At 72.3% G+C, this 19,499-nt stretch carries 16 protein-coding genes; 8 read left to right on the top strand and 8 right to left on the bottom strand.

Features of this window, described 5'->3' with window-relative positions; translation table 11 throughout:
• Positions 1-163 precede the first annotated feature (163 nt).
• From ACF08W_RS29560 to ACF08W_RS29535, 6 genes are all read left to right on the top strand, one after another.
• Positions 164-1,750 (top strand): S8 family peptidase, encoded by a 1,587-nt coding sequence (locus ACF08W_RS29560; RefSeq protein ID WP_352273325.1) that lies wholly within the window; start codon positions 164-166, stop codon positions 1,748-1,750.
• Positions 1,751-2,143: 393 nt separating this feature from the next.
• Positions 2,144-2,896, top strand: a complete 753-nt coding sequence (locus tag ACF08W_RS29555; RefSeq protein ID WP_352273324.1) for a GntR family transcriptional regulator — start codon at positions 2,144-2,146, stop codon at positions 2,894-2,896.
• 281 nt (positions 2,897-3,177) lie between these two features.
• Positions 3,178-3,360 (top strand): SPOR domain-containing protein, encoded by a 183-nt coding sequence (locus tag ACF08W_RS29550; protein WP_352273323.1) that lies wholly within the window; start codon positions 3,178-3,180, stop codon positions 3,358-3,360.
• A 130-nt stretch (positions 3,361-3,490) separates the two neighbouring features.
• Positions 3,491-3,892 carry an NUDIX domain-containing protein gene (locus ACF08W_RS29545; protein ID WP_352273322.1) on the top strand — a complete coding sequence of 134 codons (402 nt, stop codon included), beginning with the start codon at positions 3,491-3,493 and terminating at the stop codon, positions 3,890-3,892.
• A gap of 237 nt (positions 3,893-4,129) precedes the next feature.
• Positions 4,130-4,558, top strand: coding sequence for an ATP-binding protein (locus ACF08W_RS29540; protein ID WP_385214530.1), 429 nt, complete (start codon positions 4,130-4,132; stop codon positions 4,556-4,558).
• A gap of 190 nt (positions 4,559-4,748) precedes the next feature.
• The gene (locus ACF08W_RS29535) at positions 4,749-7,277 is read left to right on the top strand and encodes a SpoIIE family protein phosphatase (protein WP_352273618.1); all 2,529 of its coding nucleotides are present in this window, start codon (positions 4,749-4,751) and stop codon (positions 7,275-7,277) included.
• A 31-nt stretch (positions 7,278-7,308) separates the two neighbouring features.
• Here ACF08W_RS29535 and ACF08W_RS29530 read toward each other — a convergent pair whose 3' ends face one another.
• The 7 genes from ACF08W_RS29530 to ACF08W_RS29500 form a co-directional block, all read right to left on the bottom strand.
• Complete coding sequence (locus ACF08W_RS29530; RefSeq protein WP_352273321.1) at positions 7,309-8,022, bottom strand: PspA/IM30 family protein; 714 nt, start codon at positions 8,020-8,022, stop codon at positions 7,309-7,311.
• Positions 8,023-8,068: 46 nt separating this feature from the next.
• Positions 8,069-10,174 (bottom strand): TPM domain-containing protein, encoded by a 2,106-nt coding sequence (locus ACF08W_RS29525; protein WP_385214525.1) that lies wholly within the window; start codon positions 10,172-10,174, stop codon positions 8,069-8,071.
• A gap of 104 nt (positions 10,175-10,278) precedes the next feature.
• Positions 10,279-11,751, bottom strand: a complete 1,473-nt coding sequence (locus ACF08W_RS29520; RefSeq protein ID WP_392281135.1) for a glucoamylase family protein — start codon at positions 11,749-11,751, stop codon at positions 10,279-10,281.
• A gap of 255 nt (positions 11,752-12,006) precedes the next feature.
• Entirely contained in the window at positions 12,007-13,209 is a 1,203-nt protein-coding gene (locus ACF08W_RS29515) for a glycoside hydrolase family 1 protein (protein WP_385214154.1), read from the bottom strand.
• A gap of 96 nt (positions 13,210-13,305) precedes the next feature.
• Positions 13,306-14,199 carry a carbohydrate ABC transporter permease gene (locus ACF08W_RS29510; protein ID WP_385214149.1) on the bottom strand — a complete coding sequence of 298 codons (894 nt, stop codon included), beginning with the start codon at positions 14,197-14,199 and terminating at the stop codon, positions 13,306-13,308.
• On the bottom strand, positions 14,196-15,182 hold the full coding sequence (locus ACF08W_RS29505) for a sugar ABC transporter permease (protein WP_352273317.1): 987 nt from the start codon (positions 15,180-15,182) through the stop codon (positions 14,196-14,198). The genes ACF08W_RS29510 and ACF08W_RS29505 overlap by 4 nt, the downstream gene beginning before the upstream one ends.
• Before the next feature lie 5 nt (positions 15,183-15,187).
• A complete protein-coding gene (locus ACF08W_RS29500; RefSeq protein ID WP_352273316.1) occupies positions 15,188-16,438 on the bottom strand; it encodes a sugar ABC transporter substrate-binding protein in 1,251 nt (416 codons plus the stop codon).
• 262 nt (positions 16,439-16,700) lie between these two features.
• Here ACF08W_RS29500 and ACF08W_RS29495 point away from each other — a divergent pair, with 262 nt between their 5' ends.
• Positions 16,701-17,690 (top strand): acetylxylan esterase, encoded by a 990-nt coding sequence (locus ACF08W_RS29495; protein WP_392281134.1) that lies wholly within the window; start codon positions 16,701-16,703, stop codon positions 17,688-17,690.
• Between the two features lie 54 nt (positions 17,691-17,744).
• On the opposite strand, the gene ACF08W_RS29490 is transcribed toward ACF08W_RS29495, so the two are convergent.
• Positions 17,745-18,797: a LacI family DNA-binding transcriptional regulator gene (locus ACF08W_RS29490; protein WP_385214141.1), complete on the bottom strand. Its 1,053-nt coding sequence runs from the start codon at positions 18,795-18,797 to the stop codon at positions 17,745-17,747.
• A gap of 382 nt (positions 18,798-19,179) precedes the next feature.
• Here ACF08W_RS29490 and ACF08W_RS29485 point away from each other — a divergent pair, with 382 nt between their 5' ends.
• A complete protein-coding gene (locus ACF08W_RS29485; RefSeq protein WP_392281133.1) occupies positions 19,180-19,485 on the top strand; it encodes a hypothetical protein in 306 nt (101 codons plus the stop codon).
• The last annotated feature ends 14 nt before the right edge of the window (positions 19,486-19,499 follow it).

The following is a 19,499-nucleotide window of genomic DNA, read 5'->3' as shown; positions in this document are numbered from 1 at the left end:
GCGATTCCCAAGGATCGGCCAATCTTTCGCTGTCGACGGGGACTTGGCGGCGCGGCGATCCGGTCCATCGGTTGTCATGCGCATGCCTGTCCCCGTTCCGGCGCAGCTCTGTCTCGACGCACGTGATCCCCCACCTGAGCACCGCAATCGAGGAGGCCCCCACATGTCAGTGACGCGTCACACCCCTCTGTCCCGCCGAAGAGTCGCCGCGGTGAGCGTGGTGGCGGGTGCGGCCCTTGCGCTGTCCGGCGCGGCCGTCTTCCCCGCCTCGGCGTCCGGCCCGGCCGCCGAGGGCCGGATCCTGAACGCCGGCGCCCCGGACACCGTCCGCGGCAGCTACATCGTCACGCTCGACGCGTCGGCGGCCAGGGCGGGCTCCGCCGAGGGGCGGGCGCTCGCCAAGGAGTACGGCGCCAAGATCAGGAAGACCTACCGGGCCGCGCTCAACGGCTACTCGGTGGAGCTCTCCGAGGCCCAGGCGAAGAAGTTCGCCGCCGACCCGGCCGTCGAGTCCGTGGCGCAGAACCGGACCTTCCACGTCACCGGCACCCAGACCTCGCCGCCCTCCTGGGGTCTCGACCGGATCGACCAGAAGTCCCTTCCGCTGAACCAGAGCTACACCTACCCGGACCACGCCGGAGCGGGCGTCACCGCGTACATCATCGACACCGGTGTGCGGATCAGCCACAGCGACTTCGGCGGCCGGGCCTCCAACGGCTACGACGCCATCGACAACGACAACACCGCGCAGGACGGCCACGGCCACGGCACCCATGTGGCGGGCACCGTCGCCGGTACGTCGTACGGCGTGGCGAAGAAGGCGAAGATCGTCGCCGTCCGGGTCCTCGACAACAGCGGCTCCGGCACCACCGACCAGGTCGTCGCGGGCATCGACTGGGTGACCGCCAACGCGGTGAAGCCCGCGGTGGCCAACATGAGCCTGGGCGGCGGGGCGGACGCGGTGCTCGACGCCGCCGTACGCAAGTCCATCGCGTCCGGCGTGACCTACGCCGTCGCGGCGGGCAACGAGTCCACCGACGCCTCCACCAAGTCCCCGGCCCGCGTCGGCGAGGCCATCACGGTCGGCTCGACCACCAGCACCGACGCCCGCTCCAGCTTCTCCAACTACGGCAGCGTGGTGGACATCTTCGCCCCGGGTTCGTCGATCACGTCGACCTGGAACACCAGTGACAGCGCCACCAACACCATCTCGGGTACCTCGATGGCGAGCCCGCACGTGGCCGGTGCCGCCGCGCTCTACCTGGCCGACCACCCGGGCGACACCCCGGCGCAGGTCTCCGCCGGACTGGTCGCCGCCGCCAGCACCGGAGTGGTCACCAACCCGGGCACCGGCTCGCCGAACCGCCTGCTCAACGTCGGCACCGGCTCCACCACCCCGCCGACCGGCAAGAAGTTCGAGAGCACCACGAGCTACGCCATCGGCGACTACACCACCGTCGAATCGCCGATCACCGTCAGCGGCGTCGGCGGCAACGCCCCCGCCACGCTGAGCGTGCCGGTGGACATCACCCACACCTACAGCGGCGACCTGAAGATCGACCTGGTCGCGCCCAACGGTTCGGTCTACAACCTGAAGGCGTACGGGGTCGGCGGCAGCACCGACAACGTGAAGACCACCTACACGGTGAACGCGTCCGCCGTGGCGGCCGACGGCACCTGGAAGCTCCGGGTCAGCGACAACGCCGGCGGGGACACCGGACGGATCAACTCCTGGGGTCTGCAGTTCTGACCGCGGGGGTACCGGATCACCGCCCGTACGGGCACCGGTGAGGGAGCGCCCCTCGTGACGGGGCGCCCATGATGCGCGGAACGCGTGGGGCGGCTGCTTCGGCGGCCGCCCCACAGCCATGCGGGGGACATCGGGGGCGTACGGCCCGAACCGGTCACGGCCGCGGTGAACCGGGGACGGGCGCCGCTCGTGCAGAGGACGGGAAGTCTCCGGGGCCGCCGAACGCGCACCCGAGGGGCGCGCGCCGGACGCGGGCGGGCACGTGCGGAGGTGTCCGGGCATGCGCGGACGGCCAGGGAATCATCACTTCGGGTGAATCTCTGGCCCATGCTTGCGGTTCACAACCGACGGTTGTCAATCTGTTGCAGTCCGTCAACCTGTTGGGAGTGGCCTGTGGCTTTCGGTGAGCAGCCCGCGTATCTGCGCGTCGCAAGCGACCTGCGGGAGAAGATCGTCAACGGTTCGCTGGCGCCGCACACGCGCCTGCCTTCGCAGGCCCGCATCCGCCAGGAGTACGGCGTCTCGGACACGGTCGCGCTGGAGGCGCGCAAGGTGCTGATGGCCGAGGGGCTGGTCGAGGGCCGTTCCGGTTCCGGTACGTATGTGCGCGAGCGGCCCGTTCCGCGGCGGATCGCCCGCTCCGGCTACCGCCCGGCGGCCGGCGCCAGCCCGTTCCGCCAGGAGCAGACGGCGGAGGGGGTGCACGGGACGTGGGAGTCCCGCAGCGAGCAGGAGGCGGCGAGCGCCGAGGTCGCCGGGCGCCTGGGCATCGAGCCGGGCGACCGGGTGATGCGGACGGCGTACGTCTTCCGCGAGGCGGGGGAGCCGATGATGCTCTCCACCTCCTGGGAGCCGCTCGCCGTGACCGGGCGCACGCCGGTGATGCTGCCGGAGGAGGGCCCGCTGGGCGGCTGCGGGGTGGTCGACCGGATGGCCGCGATCGACGTCGTCGTGGACAACGTGTCCGAGCAGGTCGGCGCGCGCCCGGGGCTGGCGGAGGAGCTCCTGGCGCTCGGCGGCGTGCCGGGCCATGTGGTGATGGTGATCGAGCGGACGTACTACGCCTCGGGCCGCGCGGTCGAGACGGCCGACGTGGTGGTCCCCGCCGACCGCTTCCGGGTCGCGTACCACCTCCCGGTCCGGTGAGCCGCCGGAGGCCGTGACCGATCGATTGTCATGGCCCGGACGCAAGGCGTCCCCAAGGTCCCCTCGGGGACTCCTCGTACGCACCTCGAAGGGGCGCATCCAGCCGGATGCGCCCCTTCTGCCTGCGCTTCTCGGACTGATCGGTGTCTCTTTGTGTAATTACGTATTCGTTGCGTGAAGGTCAGGCGTACGCTCGCGCATATGCGTACTGCGGTTTCCTGGGGATCCTTAGTGAGGTGCACGATGTTCGTGGGAGGGGCACGATCCGGGGGAGGCGCGCGATGAGCGACAACCGCGCCACTCTGCCCTGGCTGGTCATACGGCAGGACGACAACGGCAATCGCTACCGCGTCGGCCACTTCGCCACGCAGGGGGAGGCCCAGGCGATCGCCGACAAGCTCGACGGCCGCGGGCACAAGCAGCTCTACTGGGTGGAGCGCGTCGAACGCGGCCCCCGCGCCTGACCCGCCCCGCCGTCTCCTCCCGCGCCCGCGCTCCCGCTCCCGTACCGCCGCCCGCGACCCCGGCGTCCGCCGGAGGCGCGCCGCCTCGTTAGGGTCCTTGCGACCGGGCGGTACGAACGAAGGCGGAGCGATGTCGGGCCTGATCGACACGGTGGCGTGGGTGCGGGTGGAGAACGGCAGGATCCTCTGCGCCCGATCGCGGGGGAAGGACGTGTTCTACATCCCCGGCGGCAAGCGCGAGGGCCGGGAGACCGACCTCCAGACGCTGTTGCGCGAGGTCGACGAGGAGCTGAGCGTGGCCATCCTGCCCGCCACGGTCTCCCCGAAGGGTACGTACGAGGCGCAGGCGCACGGCCATGCCGACGGCGTCCTCGTCCGCATGGCCTGTTACACCGCCGACTACGAGGGAACGCTGGCGGTCGGCAACGAGATCGAGGAGATGGCCTGGTTCTCCTACGCCGACCGGCCGCTCGTCCCGCCCGTCGACCAGCTGCTCTTCGACGACCTGAAGGCCGCGGGCGAGCTGAGCTGATCCGGCCCGGGCCCCGGGCGTCGGCCCGGTCGCCCGGCGGTCGGGTCCGGGTCCGGAACCATGGCGGCGGCGCGTGTCGGAGGGCCGTGCGCCCTCCCCGCCCTGCTCACCTGTCCGTGTGCGCGGGCATACACCCGTACGCCCCACGTGCCGATCCTGGCGGTAATTTGTACCGATTATCGGGTATGTGAGGGGTAGTCCTTGCACACGGGACGTCCCCGCCGCTGGCCCTGGGAAGTGATCGGCGTGATCGACACCGAAGGCGACACCGCCGAGTGGACCTTCCCGGCCGAGCCGGGCGCCGCGCGATCCGCGCGGCACGCCGTCCACGGCGCGCTGAGGGACTGGGGGATCGACGGCACGGTCGGGGACATGACGGTTCTGCTGGTCAGCGAGTTGGTCACCAACTCGATGCGGTATACATCCGGCCCCATTGGCGTACGGTTGGTCCGCCCCCGGTCCGACGGTGAAACCGCCGTCGCCCGTCCCGGCCTGCTGGTGGAGGTCTCCGATCCGCTTCCGGATCCCCCCACCGAACGTATGGCTGGGCCGGAGGACGAAGGGGGCAGGGGGCTCCAGCTGGTGGCGTGTTCCGCCCGGCGCTGGGGGACCCGCCGGGGAAAGAGCGGCAAGACCGTGTGGTTCGAGCTGGCTCTGCCTGGTTAGGAGTGGGGTGGGACGGACTGCGATCACGGCTCGGCCCGAAGCGGGCGGAAAGGGACTGAGACCGTGCTGTGATCGTGAACGCCGTGTCGGTTGAGGCCGGAGTGCTGAATACTGCGGGCAGGACCGGTCCGGTGTGTGAGCTGGAGGGGACGGTCGCGTGAGCGAAATACCTGGGACAGCGGGCGACATCATGTGGCAGAGCAGCCCGCCTGGCTCGATCTACGACTACATCAGGGTCGCCTCCTTCTCGATCGGCCCCGATGGCCGGATCGAGCAGTGGAGCCGCCGGGCAGCCGGCCTTTTCGGCATGGGCGCCGACAAGGCGGTCGGCATGGACCCGGTCGACGTCTTCATGCCCGCCTCGATGCACGCCGACGGGCGGCGCCGGGTCGCGGAGATCCTCGACGGCAAGGAGTGGACGGGCCTGGTCCCGTTCCGGATGCCGGGCGAGCGGGCCGCGCACGGGCTCGCCGAGATCTACGTGATGCCCAGTGAGACGGCGAGCGGGGAGCGGGGGGCGCTCTGCATCGTCGTGGACGTCCGGGCGCTGCGCCACATCGAGACGGACCTCGCGGCCTCGCAGGCCATCTTCGGCCAATCACCCTTCGGGTTCGTGCTGTTCGGCACGGACCTGGCGGTCCTCCGTGCCAACCAGCGGTTCGCCACCGTCTTCGGCGGCCGGGCCGAGGACCACCGCGGCCGCACCGTCGAGGACTACCTCTCCGGGCCCGAGGCCGACCGGCTCACCGCCACCATCCGGCGCGTCCTGGAGACCGGGGTCTCCGTCACCGACCTCCAGATCGTCGGCACCGCGCCCGGCGAACCGGGCAGCCGCCACTGGTCCATGAACCTGTACCGGGTGCACTCCGGCTCGGGCCGCCCCACCGGCGTCGCCGGGCTCGCCACCGATGTGACCCGCCGCCACATCGCCGCCCGCGAGGCCGCCAGCGCCCGCCGCAACCTCGCCCTGCTCAACGAGGCCAGCGCCCGCATCGGCAACTCCCTCGATCTGGAGACCACCGCCCGCGAACTCCTCGACGTGGCCGTGCCCGGCTTCTGCGACCTCGCCTCGGTCGACCTCTACCAGGGGCTGCTGACCGGTGACGACGCCCCGCCGGGGAGCTGGGACTCGCTCCGCCAGGAATCCGTCGGAGGCTCCGCCGAACTGCGCCGGGTCGCCCTGGCCAGCGCGGTCGCGGACGTACTGCCCGAGGACGACGCGGACACCGGAAGCCCCGAGCTGGGCTCGGTGCACCGCTTCGCGTTCAACTCGCCGTGCGCCGTGGCCCTGCGCACCGGCCGGGTCGAGGACGTGCCCGGCGACGACCGGGGCTTCGTCCAGTCCACCCTCGCCGTCCCGATGGTCGCCCACGACACCGTCGTCGGCCTCGTCCGGTTCTCCCGTACGAAGGGCAGCGAGCCGTTCGGCGAGCGGGACCGGGGGCTCGCCACCGAACTGGCGGCCCGCGCCGCCGTCTGTATCGACAACGCCCGCCTCTACCGGCGCGAGCACGAGCGGGCCCTGATCCTCCAGCGCAGCCTGCTGCCGCCCGGCGACCCGGTCGCCGCGGGCCTCGACATCGCCTGTCGCTACCTCCCCGGCAACACCGCCACCGAGGTGGGCGGCGACTGGTTCGACGTGATCGAGCTGCCCGGCCACCGCACCGCGCTCGTCGTCGGCGACGTGATGGGCCGCGGACTGCGCGCCGCCGTCGCCATGGGCGAACTGCGCACGGCCGTGCGGACCCTGGCCCTGCTGGACCTGGAGCCCGCCGAAGTGCTCGCCGCGCTCGACGAGGTGGCCCGGGGGCTCGGCACCCCCGGCGGGACCGCGTCCGGCGGCGGCTCCCAGTGGCCCTCCCGGGCCGCCCACAAGTCCCGCGAGGCCGACCTCTCCGAGGTCTACCTGGCGACCTGCGTCTACGCGGTCTACGACCCGGTCACCCGGCGGTGCACCTTCGCCAACGCCGGCCACCTGCCGCCCGCCGTGGTCGAACCCGGCGGCCGGGCCCGGCTGCTCGACGTACCGCCCGGGATGCCGCTCGGCGTCGGCGGCGAACCCTTCGAGGAGGTCGAGGTCGACCTGAAGGAGGGCGCGCTGCTCGCCCTCTACACGGACGGGCTTGTCGAATCCCGCGACCACCCGCTCGAAGAAGGGCTCGACGCCCTGCGCGGCGCGCTGGTCGAGGCGGAACGGCCGGTCGAGGAGCTCTGCGACCACGTACTGACCACGCTCGACACCCGGCACGGCGAGGACGACATCGCCCTGCTGATGGCCCGCATCCAGGGACTGCCCGACGAGGCGGTCGGCGACTGGCGGCTGCCCCGTGAACCCCGCTCGGTGGGCCGCGCCCGCGAGCTGGCCCGCGACCGGCTGCTCGCCTGGGGCCTGGACGACCTGGTGGACACCACCGAACTGCTGGTCAGCGAGCTGGTCACCAACGCCCTGCGGTACGGGGAGGGCGAGATCAGGCTCCGGCTGCTGCGCGACCGCACCCTGGTCTGCGAGGTGTGGGACGCCGGGCTCGTCCAGCCCCGGCGCCGCCGGGCCCGCGACACCGACGAGGGCGGGCGCGGGCTCCAGCTCGTCGGACTGCTCAGCGTGGCCTGGGGATCGCGGCGGACCCCGCGCGGCAAGACCGTCTGGTTCGAACTGGCCCTGCCCGACGGCGAACCGGCCGTGGAGCTCTCCGTCGACCAGTTGCTGAGCATGTACTGAGCGGCCCGCGCGGGGGACAGGACGGCCCGGGTCACGAGGAGGTCTTCAGCGCGGCCAGCCGGGCCTCGACCTCCGCGCTGTCGCCCAGGCTGTCCAACTGCTCGAACTGGGCGTCCAGCGACGAGGCGGCCAGCTCCTGCTTGCCCATCGCCCGCGCCTCCTCGCGCCGCACCTTGTCCTCGAACCGGCCGATCTCACTGGTCGGGTCGAGGACGTCGACGCTCTTCACCGCGTCCATCATGCGGTTCTGCGCCTCGGCGGACTTGGCGCGGGCCACCAGCTCGTCCCGCTTGGCCCGCAGCTCCGCGAGCTTCTCCTTCATCCGGTCCAGCCCGGACTTCAGCCGGTCCACCACCTCGGTCTGCGCGGCGATGACCGGCTCCGCGCCCTTCGCCTCCCGCTCCGAGCGGAGCTGGCGGCCGAGCGCCACCTTGGCCAGGGTGTCGAACCGGTCCGCCTCCGCCGCCGAGCCCGCCGCCCGCAGCTCGTCGGCCTTGCGGCTCGCGGCCAGGGCCTTGCCGCCCCACTCCCCGGCCGCCGCCACGTCCTCCCGGTGGTCCTGCTCCATCAGGCGGAGGTTCCCGATGGTCGCGGCGACCGCCTGCTCCGCCTCCGCGATGTTGGCGGTGTAGTCGCGGATCAGCTGGTCCAGCATCTTCTGCGGATCCTCGGCCTGGTCGAGCAGCGCGTTGATGTTGGCCTTCGCCAACTGGGTGACCCGGCCGAGAATGGTCTGCTTGGACATCTATGCCTCCTGGTCGTGAAGGGGAGTGGGTGATGCGTACGGGTTGTCAGAACCGGCCGCCGCCCCCGCGCCGGCCCCGGGTGCCCCCGCCGCCGAAACTGCCCGGCCCGCCGCCCCCGCCGAAGCCGCCGTGGCCCCCGCCGCCGTACCCCCCGCGGCCGCCGCCCCCGCCCAGCAGGCCGCCCAGGATGATCCCGCCGAGCACCGCGCCCCCGACCCCGCCGCCACTGGACGGGCCACCGCCCATGCCACCTTGACCGCCCGGCCCGCCGTACGACCGCACGTCGTGCTCCGCCAGCCGCCGGGCCTGCCCGGCCAGCGCGTCCGCCTGCTGCGCCTCGGCCAGCGCCGTCTGCGGGTCGGTGCCCGCACCGGCCAGCTCCCGGGACCGCTCCAGCCGCCGCTGGGCCTCCGCCAGCCGGGTGCGGGCCTGGCTGCCCACCGCGCCCCGGTTGGTGGTGATCAGATCGGCCGCGGCGGCGATCGAGGAACGGGCGGTGAGCGTCGCCCCGTCCAGCAGGGCGAGGGCCCGCCGGTCGCCCTCCTCCCGCTCCCGGGCCCCGGCCAGCGCGGTGTCCAGCGCCGTGTCCGCCTCCTCGACCCGGCGCAGCGCGTCGATCGGGTCGTACGGGCCGGTGCGCAGCTCCTCGCGCACCGCGTCCACCACCGCGCGGGCGCGGGCGATCCGGCCGCGCAGATCGGCGGTCGGCACCCCGGCCGGGGTGCCTTCGAGCAGCCCGCCCGCGTCGGCCAGATCGGTCTCGGTCTCGGCCAGCGCCCCGGGCAGCCGCTCCGCCGCCTCCGCCAGCTCCCGGGCCCGCCGGTCCACCGCGTCGACCAGTGTGGCCGCCTGGTCCACCCCGCCCTCACCGGCCCGGAGGTACACCGCGGCCGCCGACCGGTCCGCCGCGTCCAGCGACTGCCGGGCCCGGTTCAGGTTCGACGTGGCGAACAGCAGCCGGTCCTTGGCCAGTTCCAGGTCCTCGCCGGCGGCCGCCGAGGCGGCGGGCGCGTACCGCTCGCGCATCGCGATCAGTGTGGTCTCGGCGCCGGAGACCCGGCCGGCCAGGGTCCGGAACGCGGTCTCGGCCGCGGCCAGGGCCTGCGGGGCCTCGCGCTCCAGGGCGCGCAGCCGGTCGAAGTCCCCGGCCACGGCGTCGAGGCGGGCGCCGGCCGCCGCGCACCGGGCGAGGATCTCGTCCAGCATCAGGCGCCGGTCCTCGTCGTTCTCGGGGACGGCGTCGTCCAGCCGCTGGCGCACCCGGAACGCGGTGGTCAGCTCACCCTTCGCGAAGTCGACGGCCGAGGTGAACGGGGCCGCCGCCTCCTCGCCGAACTGGGCGGTGGCGAAGCCCAGTTCCTCCTCGCTGGTACGGACCGCGTCGTCGGTCGCCACCAGCGCCTCCTTCGCCCGGGCGTCCAGCTCCGGCAGCGGCACGGGCGGCCCGCCCGGCCCGGCGGCCGGGCCCCAGCCCTTCGCGGCGGGCGTGGTGCGGGTCGTGCCGCGCTTCCTGCGCCGGACGTACGCGTAACCGGCCAGCCCCGCCACCCCGGCCACGACCATCAACGGGAGGACCAGACCGGCGGTGTCCGTGCCGCCGGAGCCGGTGCCGGGGTCGGCGGGGCCGGGGGTGAGGGACGGGACGGGCACCGGCTTCCCGGTCAGCACCGCCGAGTAGCCCTTCGCCGCGCCGATCGCGGCCCCCGCCCAGTCGTGCACCCGCAGCGCGGGCTCGATCGCGGTGGACGCCACGTCCCGCAGTTGGGCGTCGGTGAGCCGGGAGCCCTGGTCCACGGTGTAGGCGTACCGCCGGTCGTGGGTGGCGACGGCGAGCAGGACGTCGTCCTGGCCCAGCCCGTTGAGGTCGGCCGTCGCATCGGCCCAGTCCTGCGCCGACCGGCCGGAGAAGTCCCGTACGTACACCACGAAGAGCTGGAGGCGGCGGTCGGCGTAGAGCCGGTCGAGCGCGGCCCGCACCTGGCCCGCGCGGTCGCCCAGCGCGTCGACCCGGTCGGTGACCTGCCCGTCCCGGGACAGCGTGACGGGCCCGTCGGCGTGGGCCGGACGCACGGCGGAAAGGGCCGGCCAGGCCACCGCCAGCAACACGGCGAGCAGCGCCCGGCCCGGCAGGGATATCCGGGTACGGCTCACGAGCGGCGTCACGTTTGTGAGGCTATGTCCACCCTCCGTCACCCGCGACCGGAGCCCGGCACCCGCACCGGACCGGTGCGGGTGCCGGGCTCCCGCCGGGCGGGTCAGATGGAGAACCGCTCCATGGCCAGCAGCGGCCGCACCTTCGCACGGAAGCCGCCGGTCCGGAACGGGCGCTGGAGCAGACCGGGGCGGAGCGCCTGGGCGAGGGCGGCGGCGATCATGCCCTGGTCGAGGGCGAGCAGGTAGTCGCTGACCCGGCCGGTGGAGACGTTGACCGAGTCCCGGAAGCCGTATCCGGGGTGGTACGCGCCGAAGTCGCGGTCGAGGGCGCGGAGGTTGGCGATCGCCTCGGCGGGCGCGTGGGGCAGCGCGAGGAAGGAGGCGTGCGGGGTGACCACCCCGTTGGTGAAGGCCGAGGCGGGCGGCAGCGGGGCGCCGTCGGTGGTGTAGGTGCGGTCGGTGTTGGAGGCGTAGCCGTCGACCTGCATGCCGATCGCGTCGACGCCGTACTCCTGGTAGCCGCCCTCGGGGATGTTGGCGGGGGAGAAGCCCCAGTAGCCGTACCCGGCCTCCGCCAGGCCGTGCTCGATGTGGCTGCGGACGTAGCGCTGGTGCGTCAGGCCCCAGGAGCGCGGCGACCACTCGGCCTCCGGCACGAAGAGCGGCACCATCAGGGCCTCGAACATCGACCCGCCCCAGGACGGCACCAGCTTCCGGCCCCGGTGGGTGTAGTGGCCCTGCCAGACGCGTACGCCGTTCATCGCGACGTAGGAGCCGTCCGGGTGCTGCTCCTGCTCGTGCTCGGGGAGCATGGTGCGCAGCAGGTGCCAGTAGTGGTCGGCGGGGAGCGAGCCGTCGGCGATGCCGAGGTAACTGGCCATGCGGGGCTCGGTGTTGAGGGCCCCGTAGTGGTGGCCGGTGGGCTCCTCGGTGTCGGGCCAGAAGCCGCCGCGCAGCTGGCCGGGGCCGGCGACCGGGTCGGCCGGGTCGTACGGCGTGTAGTAGTAGGACCAGTCGGCGGTGGCCAGGATGCGGGCGATGCGGGGGCCGAGGGCGGGGGCCGCGTCGGCGGCGATGCGCAGTCCGGTGATCAGCCAGGCGTTGTCCACGGAGGACAGGAAGGGGCGGACCGGGTCGCCGGTGCCGGGCCACTCGGTGATGACGGAGCCGTCGTGCGCGTCGTACCAGTTGAGCCAGAAGCCGTGGTGGCGCTCCAGCTTCTCGACGGCCCGCACGGTCTTCTCCAGGCGGCGCAGCATGGTGTCCTGGCCGATCACCCCGAGACCGGCGGCGGCCACGGTCGACCAGAGGCCGCAGCCGATGTTGGTGGGGGAGGTCTGGCGGGACCGGACGGGGGCGCCGGGGCCGCTGACGTCGATCTTGTCGACGGCCAGACCGAAGTCGGTGGTCATGGCCTCGATCGAGCGGTACGTGTCGCGGAACCAGCGCAGCAGCAGCGGGGCGTGCGGGCCGCGCGCGGGCTGGGCGGCGCCCGCCGGGGTGGCGGCGAGCGTGCCCAGGGAGAGGGCCGCGGCCCCCGTTCCCGCTGCGGTGAGAAACGTACGACGGTCCATCAGATCCCCTCGGGAAGGCAACTGGGAGGACCCACCGACTGTGGGCGGTGGGCGGATTTCGTGCGTCGGTCGTGAGGTGCGGGCGCCGGGGCGCGGTGCCGGGTGCGGCACCCGGGCGGGCCGCCGTCCGTGAGCAGGGCCGGACACGGGCGGCGGCCGCGCGGGCGTACGGGAACCGGTGTCCGTCAGGTGCAGCCGGTTCCCGTACGGGTGGGAGCGGTCAGGTCGCTCCCGGTTCGGGGGCCCTCGCGGGCGTCAGGCGGTGGTGCGCGGCAGGGTGCGGGTGCGGCCCATCGCGCCGAGCCAGGAGGCGGACGGCTTGGGCAGCCGCTCGAAGGTCTCCGGGTCCCAGCCGACCAGGCCGAAGGTGGCCTTGTAGGTGCCCCACTCGTAGTTGTCCAGGGCGCTCCAGGCGAGGTAGCCCCGGACGTTCAGACCGTCCTCGATCGCGGAGGCGACCTCGTTCAGGGCGCCGGTGTAGTAGTCGATCCGGCGCTGGTCGTCGTCGGTGGCGATGCCGTTCTCGGTGACGATCAGCGGGACGTCGTTGCCGAGGACCTCGGCGGTGTGGCGCAGCGCGTGGCCCACGGCGGTGGGGTAGTACTCCCACGTGGTGAGGGTGCGCTCGACGTCGGCGGGGGCCGGTATCGGGCCCTCGGGGCCGATCTTGGTCCGGGTGTAGGACTGCACGCCGATCCAGTCGTCGCCGCGCGCGGCCTCGATGAAGACGTCCTCGCGCGGGTGGCGGTAGGCGGCGGTGACCTCCTCGGCGCCGGGCAGGGCCTGGTAGACCTGGTTGGCGATGGTCCAGCCGACCTTGATGTCCGGGTTGATCGCCCGGACGGCGGCGACGGCGGCGACGTGCGCGGCGATGACGGCGCCGGTGGTCTCGTCGTCCGGGGTGGGCAGACCGGCGGGCGGGAAGCTGTTGTCGCCGCGCTTGGCCTGGCCGGCCATGACGGCGATCATGTTCGGCTCGTTGATGGTGCAGACGTACTCGACGCCCTCGGCGATCACCGGCGCGCAGGCCGCCACGTACCGGGCGAAGAGCTCGACGGCGCCCTCGGCGGTCCAGCCGCCGCGCGCCTCGAACCACTGCGGAACGGTGAAGTGGTGCAGGGTGATCATGGGGCGCAGGCCGCGCGCGATCGCGCCGTCCACCATGCGGCGGTAGTGGGCGAGCTCGGCGCGGGAGAAGGTGCCCTCGACCGGCTCGATGCGGGCCCACTCGATGGAGAACCGGTAGTCGGTGAAGCCCAGCGAGGCGAGGATGTCCATGTCCTCGTCCCAGCGGTGGTAGCTGTCGGCGGCGTCCAGGCTGGGCTCGGCGATGTGGGTGCCCTCGGCGTGCTCCTTGACCCACCAGTCGCAGTTGGTGTTGTTGCCCTCGATCTGGTGGGCGGCCGTGGAGGCGCCCCACAGGAAGTGGTCGGGGAACGGGACCTGGGTGTGCGTCATCGCGGACTGTCTTTCTGGTGAGGAAGGGGTGTGACCGCGGGTGCGGGCCGCGGCCTCGTACGTTTCGGTGGGGCGCCGTGCTCGTCGGCGGCCGGGCTACTTCATGCCCGCGGTGGCGATGCCCTGGGTGAAGTGCCGCTGGAGCGCGATGAACAGGACCACCACGGGCAGGACGACCAGCAGGGAGCCGGCCATCAGCATGCCGTTGGAGCCGCCCGCCTTGTTGGGGTCGGTGGCGAAGGTGGCCAGGGCGACCGGCAGGGTGTACTTGTCCGGGTCGTTGGTCGCGATGAGCGGCCAGACGAAGTTGTTCCAGGAGCCGAGGAAGGTGAAGATCGAGAGCGTCGCCAGCGCGGGCTTCACCAGCGGCATCACGATGCGCCAGAAGATGTACCACTCACCGGCGCCGTCCATCCGGGCCGCTTCCAGCAGCTCGTCCGGGATCGACTGCATGAACTGGCGCATCAGGAAGACCCCGAAGGCCCCGGCGGCGAACGGCAGCACCAGACCGGCGTACGTGTCGATCAGCTGCAACTTGCTCATCAGCACGAACAGCGGCAGCAGCATCAGGTTGCCGGGCACCATCAGGGCACCGAGCACCAGGCCGAAGATCTTGTTGCGGCCGGCGAAGTTCAGCTTGGCCAGGGCGTAGCCCAGCATCGAGCAGAACACCAGGTTCGAGACGGTGACCAGCACCGCCACGATCACCGAGTTCATGAAGTACAGCGGCAGGTTCAGCTTGTCGAACAGCTCCCGGAAGCTGTCCAGGGTCCATTCGGTCGGCAGCCACACCGGCGGGCTGGCGGTCAGCTCCCGCTGCGTCTTGAACGCGGACAGCGCCATCCACAGGAAGGGCGCGGCCATGACCAGCAGGCCGGCCGAGAGCAGGACGTAGACCAGGACGCGCTTGGGGCGGAGCCGCCCCGTACGGCCTTCGGGCTTCTTCACGGGCGGAGCGGGGACGGCGCCCGGTGCACTGGTGGCGCTCATTTCGTGTTGTCCTTCAGCAGTCGGAGCTGGAGCACCGTGATGCCCATGATCACCACGAAGAGGACGTACGCCATGGCGCTCGCGTAGCCCATGTGGAAGAAGTTGAAGCCCTCGCGGTACATGTTCAGCGAGACGGTGAGGGTGGAGTCCGAGGGACCGCCCTGGGTCATCACGAACGGCTCCTCGAAGACGTTGAGGTAGCCGATGGTCGTGATCACCGTGGCGTAGAGCAGGGTGGGCCGCAGCAGCGGCACCGTGATCCCCCTGAACTCCTGCCAGGCGCCGGCCCCGTCCAGCCGGGCGGCCTCCCGCACCTCGGTGGGGATGGCCTGGAGGCCGGCGATGAGGAGCACCATGACCGTGCCGAGGTTCCGCCAGACCGCCATCGCGATCATCGACGGCATGGCGAGCGCCTCGGAGCCCAGGAAGTCGGGCGCGGTGAGCCCCACCTCCGAGAAGAGCCCCGCGACCAGCCCGTCGCTCGGGTCGAGCACGAACCGCCAGACCACGGCGACCGCGACGATCGTCGTGACCACGGGGGTGTAGAAGCCGACGCGGAAGAAGGTCCGCGCCCGGTCGATGCCGTTGTTCAGCAGCACGGCGACGACCAGCCCGAGGAAGAGCGTCAGCGGAACGCCGATCACCACGAAGTACGCCGTGTTGAACAGCGACTTGAGGAACCTCTCGTCGCCGAACAGCTTGGTGTAGTTGTCGAGGCCGATGAAGTTCGCGTCCATCGGGTGCGTCACGTTGCGCAGCCCGAAGTCGGTGAAGCTCATCACCAGCGTGGCGATGATCGGGAACGCCATGAAGACGAGGAAGAGCACGAGGAAGGGGGTGGAGAACAGCCAGCCGGCCACGTTCTGCACGCCCATCGACTTGCGTCGGCGGCCCTTGGGCCCGGCGGCCGGGGGCGTGGTGGGTGCCCCCGGCCCGGCCTGCGCCTCGGCCGCCCGTGCGGCCTTTGCGGTCATGGTGCGCATGACTCCTACTTCACGAGGCCTTCGATCTCGGACTGGGCGGTCTTCAGCGCGTCCTCGGCGGACGCCTTGCCCTGGGTGACCTTGGCGATGGCCAGGTCGACCTTGTCCGTGATCTCCGTCCAGTTGGACAGCGACGGGGAGGACTTGGCGGTGTCCATCTGCTTCTTGAAGACCTGGAGGTCGGCGTCACCGGCGAGGTCGCCGGAGGTCCAGGCGGCGGTGTTGGCCGGGAGGTCCTTGGTGCGCTTGTACCAGTCGGCCTGGCCCTTGGTGTCGGTCAGGTACTTGATGAACTCCTTGGCGGCGGCCTTGTGCTCACTGTCCTTGGAGATCACCAGGGAGGAGCCGCCGGCCATCGAGACCGAGGACTTGTCGGCGGGGACGTTGGCCACCGCCCACTTGCCCTTGAGCTGCGGCTGGCCCTCGTTCAGCAGGGTGACGTGCCAGGGGCCGCCGAAGAACATCGGGACGCGGCCGTTGCCGAAGTCCTTGACCACGTCGTAGCCGGGCTGCACGGACTTGTTGGACAGGCCCTTGTCGAAGTACGAGCCGTACTCCTTGAGCGCCCTGACGGCCTCGGGGCTGTCGATGACGGCCTTGCCCTGGTCGTCGAGGATCTCGCCGCCGGCCGAGTACAGGAAGGAGTAGAAGTTCTGCACCGTGTCCAGGCCGCTGGGCTGGATGGACAGGCCCCACTTGGTCCCGGCCTTCTTCTGGTAGGCCGTGGCGAGGTCCTGCATCTCCTTCCAGTTGGTCGGAGCCTTGGTGATCCCGGCCTTCTCGGCCAGGTCGGTGCGGTAGTAGAGGACGCGGGTGTCGACGTACCACGGCACGCCGTACGCCTGGCCGTCCACCTCGCCCTGCTTCCAGCCGGAGGCGAAGTAGTCCTTCTCGTCGAAGGTCTTGGTGTCGACCGGCTCCAGAACACCCAGCTCGGCGAACTCGCCCATGTAGCTGCCGCCCATCTGCGCCACGTCCGGCAGGGTGCCGGCGGCGGCCGCGGAGACCAGCTTCTGGTGGGCGACGTCCCAGCCGACCGGGGTCACCTTCACGGTGATGTTCGGGTTGGCCTTCGTGTACTCCTTGGCCACATCCGTGAGCTTCTCGCCCTCGGCCCCCATTGCCCAGACGGTGATCGTCTGCTTCTTGTCCGCCGCGACGTCGTCGCCGCCGGAGCTGCCGCACGCGGTGAGACCGAGAGCGAGCGCGGCCGTGGCTGCGATGCCGATCGTGGCGTTTCTGGCGGTGCGGGACATGGAGGGCTCCTCCTTGAGCAATCCGAATGTATGCGCTGCCTGTAAGCGCATACATCACTCTGCGGCAGAGATTCGGGAATCCGCAAGAGGGTGCTGGGTCACACTCGTGCAACGTGCCGGACACCTGGACGTCCCATAGGTGCCGACCGGGACGCGGCAAGTGTGTCATTTGTGTGCTTGGGGGAGGTGTGACCTATTTCGCTCGCCGGGTGGCGACAGGCCCCGGCCGGGGCGTCCCGGAGGGGGCTATACGGTCGTGACCATGGCTGAATTCGTGCATGACTTCCCCTTCGATCCGCGGTACGACCACACGCTCCCGGAGCTGCTGGAGGTGCCCGCCCCCGCAGGTCCGGACGATTTCGACGCCTTTTGGCGTGATCGTCACGCCGAGGCCCGCGAGGTCGCCACGGAGCCGGAGATCGGCCCGCTGGAGGAGGAGCGCGACGGGGTGCGCATCCACGGTGTGACCTTCACCTCGGTCGGCGGCGTGCGGATCGGCGGGTGGCTGGCGCTGCCCGTCGACGGGCCCGCCGGGCACGGTTTCGTCATCGGGCACGGCTACGGCGGCCGTGAGGCGGCCGGCCCCGAGGTGCCGCTGCCGCTGCCCCGGTCCGCGGCGATCCTGCCCTGCGTACGGGGCATGAAGGACCGCGGCCTGGTGCCCGGCATCCCGGACGTCTCCAGCGGCCACGTGCTGCACGGGATAGCCGACCGCGACACCTACGTCATCGGCGACTGCGTCGCGGACCTCTGGTGCGCGGCCTCGGCCCTGGCCGAGCTGGTGCCGGGCCTCACCCCGCAGGAGGGCGGCCCCGGCCTCGGCTACTACGGGGAGAGCTTCGGCGGCGGGCTCGGCGCGCTGGCGCTGCCCTGGGACGACCGGTTCCGGGCCGGACAGCTCACCGTGCCGACCTTCGGCAACCACCCGCTCCGGCTCACCCTGCCCTGCATCGGCAGCGGCGAGGCGGTACGCGGTTACCGCGTCGAGCACCCCGAGGTCACCGAGGTGCTGCCGTACTTCGACGCCGCCACCGCCGCGACCCGGCTGGAGCTGCCCGTGCTGGTGGCCGCGGCGCTCTTCGACCCCTCGGTGCCGCCGCCGGGGCAGTTCGCCGTGTACAACGCGCTGGCCGGGGAGCGCGAGCTCCAGGTGATGGACGCGGGCCACTTCGCGTACGAGGGCACGGCCGCCGACGTGGCGGAGCTCCAGGCCGCCCGCGGCCGGTTCTTCGGGAAGTGGCTGACCGCGTAGGCACGCCGGGCCCGCCGCGGCGGGCCCGGACCCGCGCGGGGGCGGTGCCCTCCGTCAGCCGCAGCCGCAGCTGGCGCGGCGGGCCTGGGAGACCGGGAGCATCAGCGAGACCGGCTCCCGGTCCCGTTCGGCCAGCCGCTGCACCAGCAGCTCCACCGCCTGCTCGCCGAGCCGGCGGATCGGCTGGCGCACCGTCGTCAGCGACGGCGTCACGATCCGGCTCAGCGGAATCCCGTCGAAGCCGGTGACCGCGACGTCCTCGGGCACCCGCACCCCGCGCCGGGCCAGCGCGCGCAGCGCGCCCACCGCCATCTGGTCGTTGGCGAAGAGCATCCCCTGCGGCCGCTCGCCGGGCCGGTCGAGCAGCGCCTCCGCGGCCCGCGCCCCCTCCGCCTGCGTCATCATCGCGATCCGCAGATCGGGCGCCTCGGGCACCGGCAGCCCGGCGTCGGCGCACGCCTGCCGGAAGCCCAGGAACCGCGCCTCGGCGTCCGGCGAGTCCGTCTCGCCACCGACGAAGGCGAGCCGGCGCAGCCCGTGGTCCTCGATCAGGTGGCGGGTCAGCTCGCGCTCGCCGTCCGTGTTGGCCACGACGATGTGGTCGAGGTGGTCTATCTCGCGGGGACCGGCCAGCATCACCACCGGGAGCCGGCGCGACAGCACGTCCAGGTCCTCGGTCGGCACCGTCCGCGCCATCACGGCGAAGCCGTCGACCCGTCCGGCGACCTTCGCGACGAGGTCCTCCGTACCGCCGTCCAGCAGGGCGGCGATCAGCAGCGCGTAGCCGTGCCGCCGGGCCGCGCGCTCCATGCCGCGGATGATCTGGTCGGAGTAGAGCATCACCGCGTCGTCGGCGTCGCTGTCCTCCGCCTCGGCCTCGGCCTCGGGGTCGGCGTAGTCCGGGAAGCAGAGGCCGAGCACCCCGGTGGTCCGGCTGGCCAGGCCCCGGGCGTTGCCGCTGGGGACGTAGCCCAGCGCGCGGGCGGCCTCCAGGACCCGCTCCCGGGTCTGCGCGCGCACCGAGTCCGGGGTGCGGTAGACCCGCGAGACCGTGGCGATGGAGACGCCCGCCCGTTCGGCGACGTCGTACACCGTGGGCGCGCTCACTCGACCGACCGCCCGCTGTTCGTGCTGTGCCGAAGCACCAGTTGTTCCATGGACCGACCCTTTTCTGAAAGCGCATTCACCCTAGGTCCCCGGCCGCTCGGCGAGCAAGGTCGTCCGGCCGTCCGGCGGTGTCCCGCCACGACGGCCGCATCCCGTACGGGCCGGCGGGCCGTGCGGTGGTGCGGGCCAAGGCCGCCTCCGCTGCGCCGCACGGGTGAGCTTCGCGGGCGGCGGCGCCGTGTCTGCGCCGCCGCCCGCGCACGGGCGCATTCAGTAGACGGACCAATCAGTGTGATCATCTGCAAATGCCACCAAGAGCGCCCCATCCGGCCCCCCCACTGACGGGCGGGCCGGACCGGGCCGGCCCCGGAGGTAACCAGCCATGTCCCACCTCGGCGTCCCGTGGGGGACGGCCCGCACGCGCCGCTCCCTCGCGCTTCTCACCACCGGTGTGCTGGCCTTCCCCCTGCTGGCCGGCTGCGACTCCGGCGACGGCTCCACCGCCGGTCCCGACATCGCCGTCGTGGACCGGAACCGGATCGCCGACGGCGGCACGGTCGACTGGGCGGTCGACGCGCTGCCCACCACCCTCAACGCCTTCCAGGCGGATACATTCCTGGAAAAGTACAGAGATCAGTTCGATGCAATGATTTCGACATATCGATCCGGATTCCATTTCGCGCCCTGATGTTCCACAGTGAT

It is taken from the genome of Streptomyces sp. NPDC015144 (genome assembly GCF_043079735.1).
In the GTDB taxonomy this organism is placed as follows: domain Bacteria; phylum Actinomycetota; class Actinomycetes; order Streptomycetales; family Streptomycetaceae; genus Streptomyces.
Note: the sequence above shows the minus strand (reverse complement) of the source record. Positions and strands in the feature narration are given on the sequence as shown.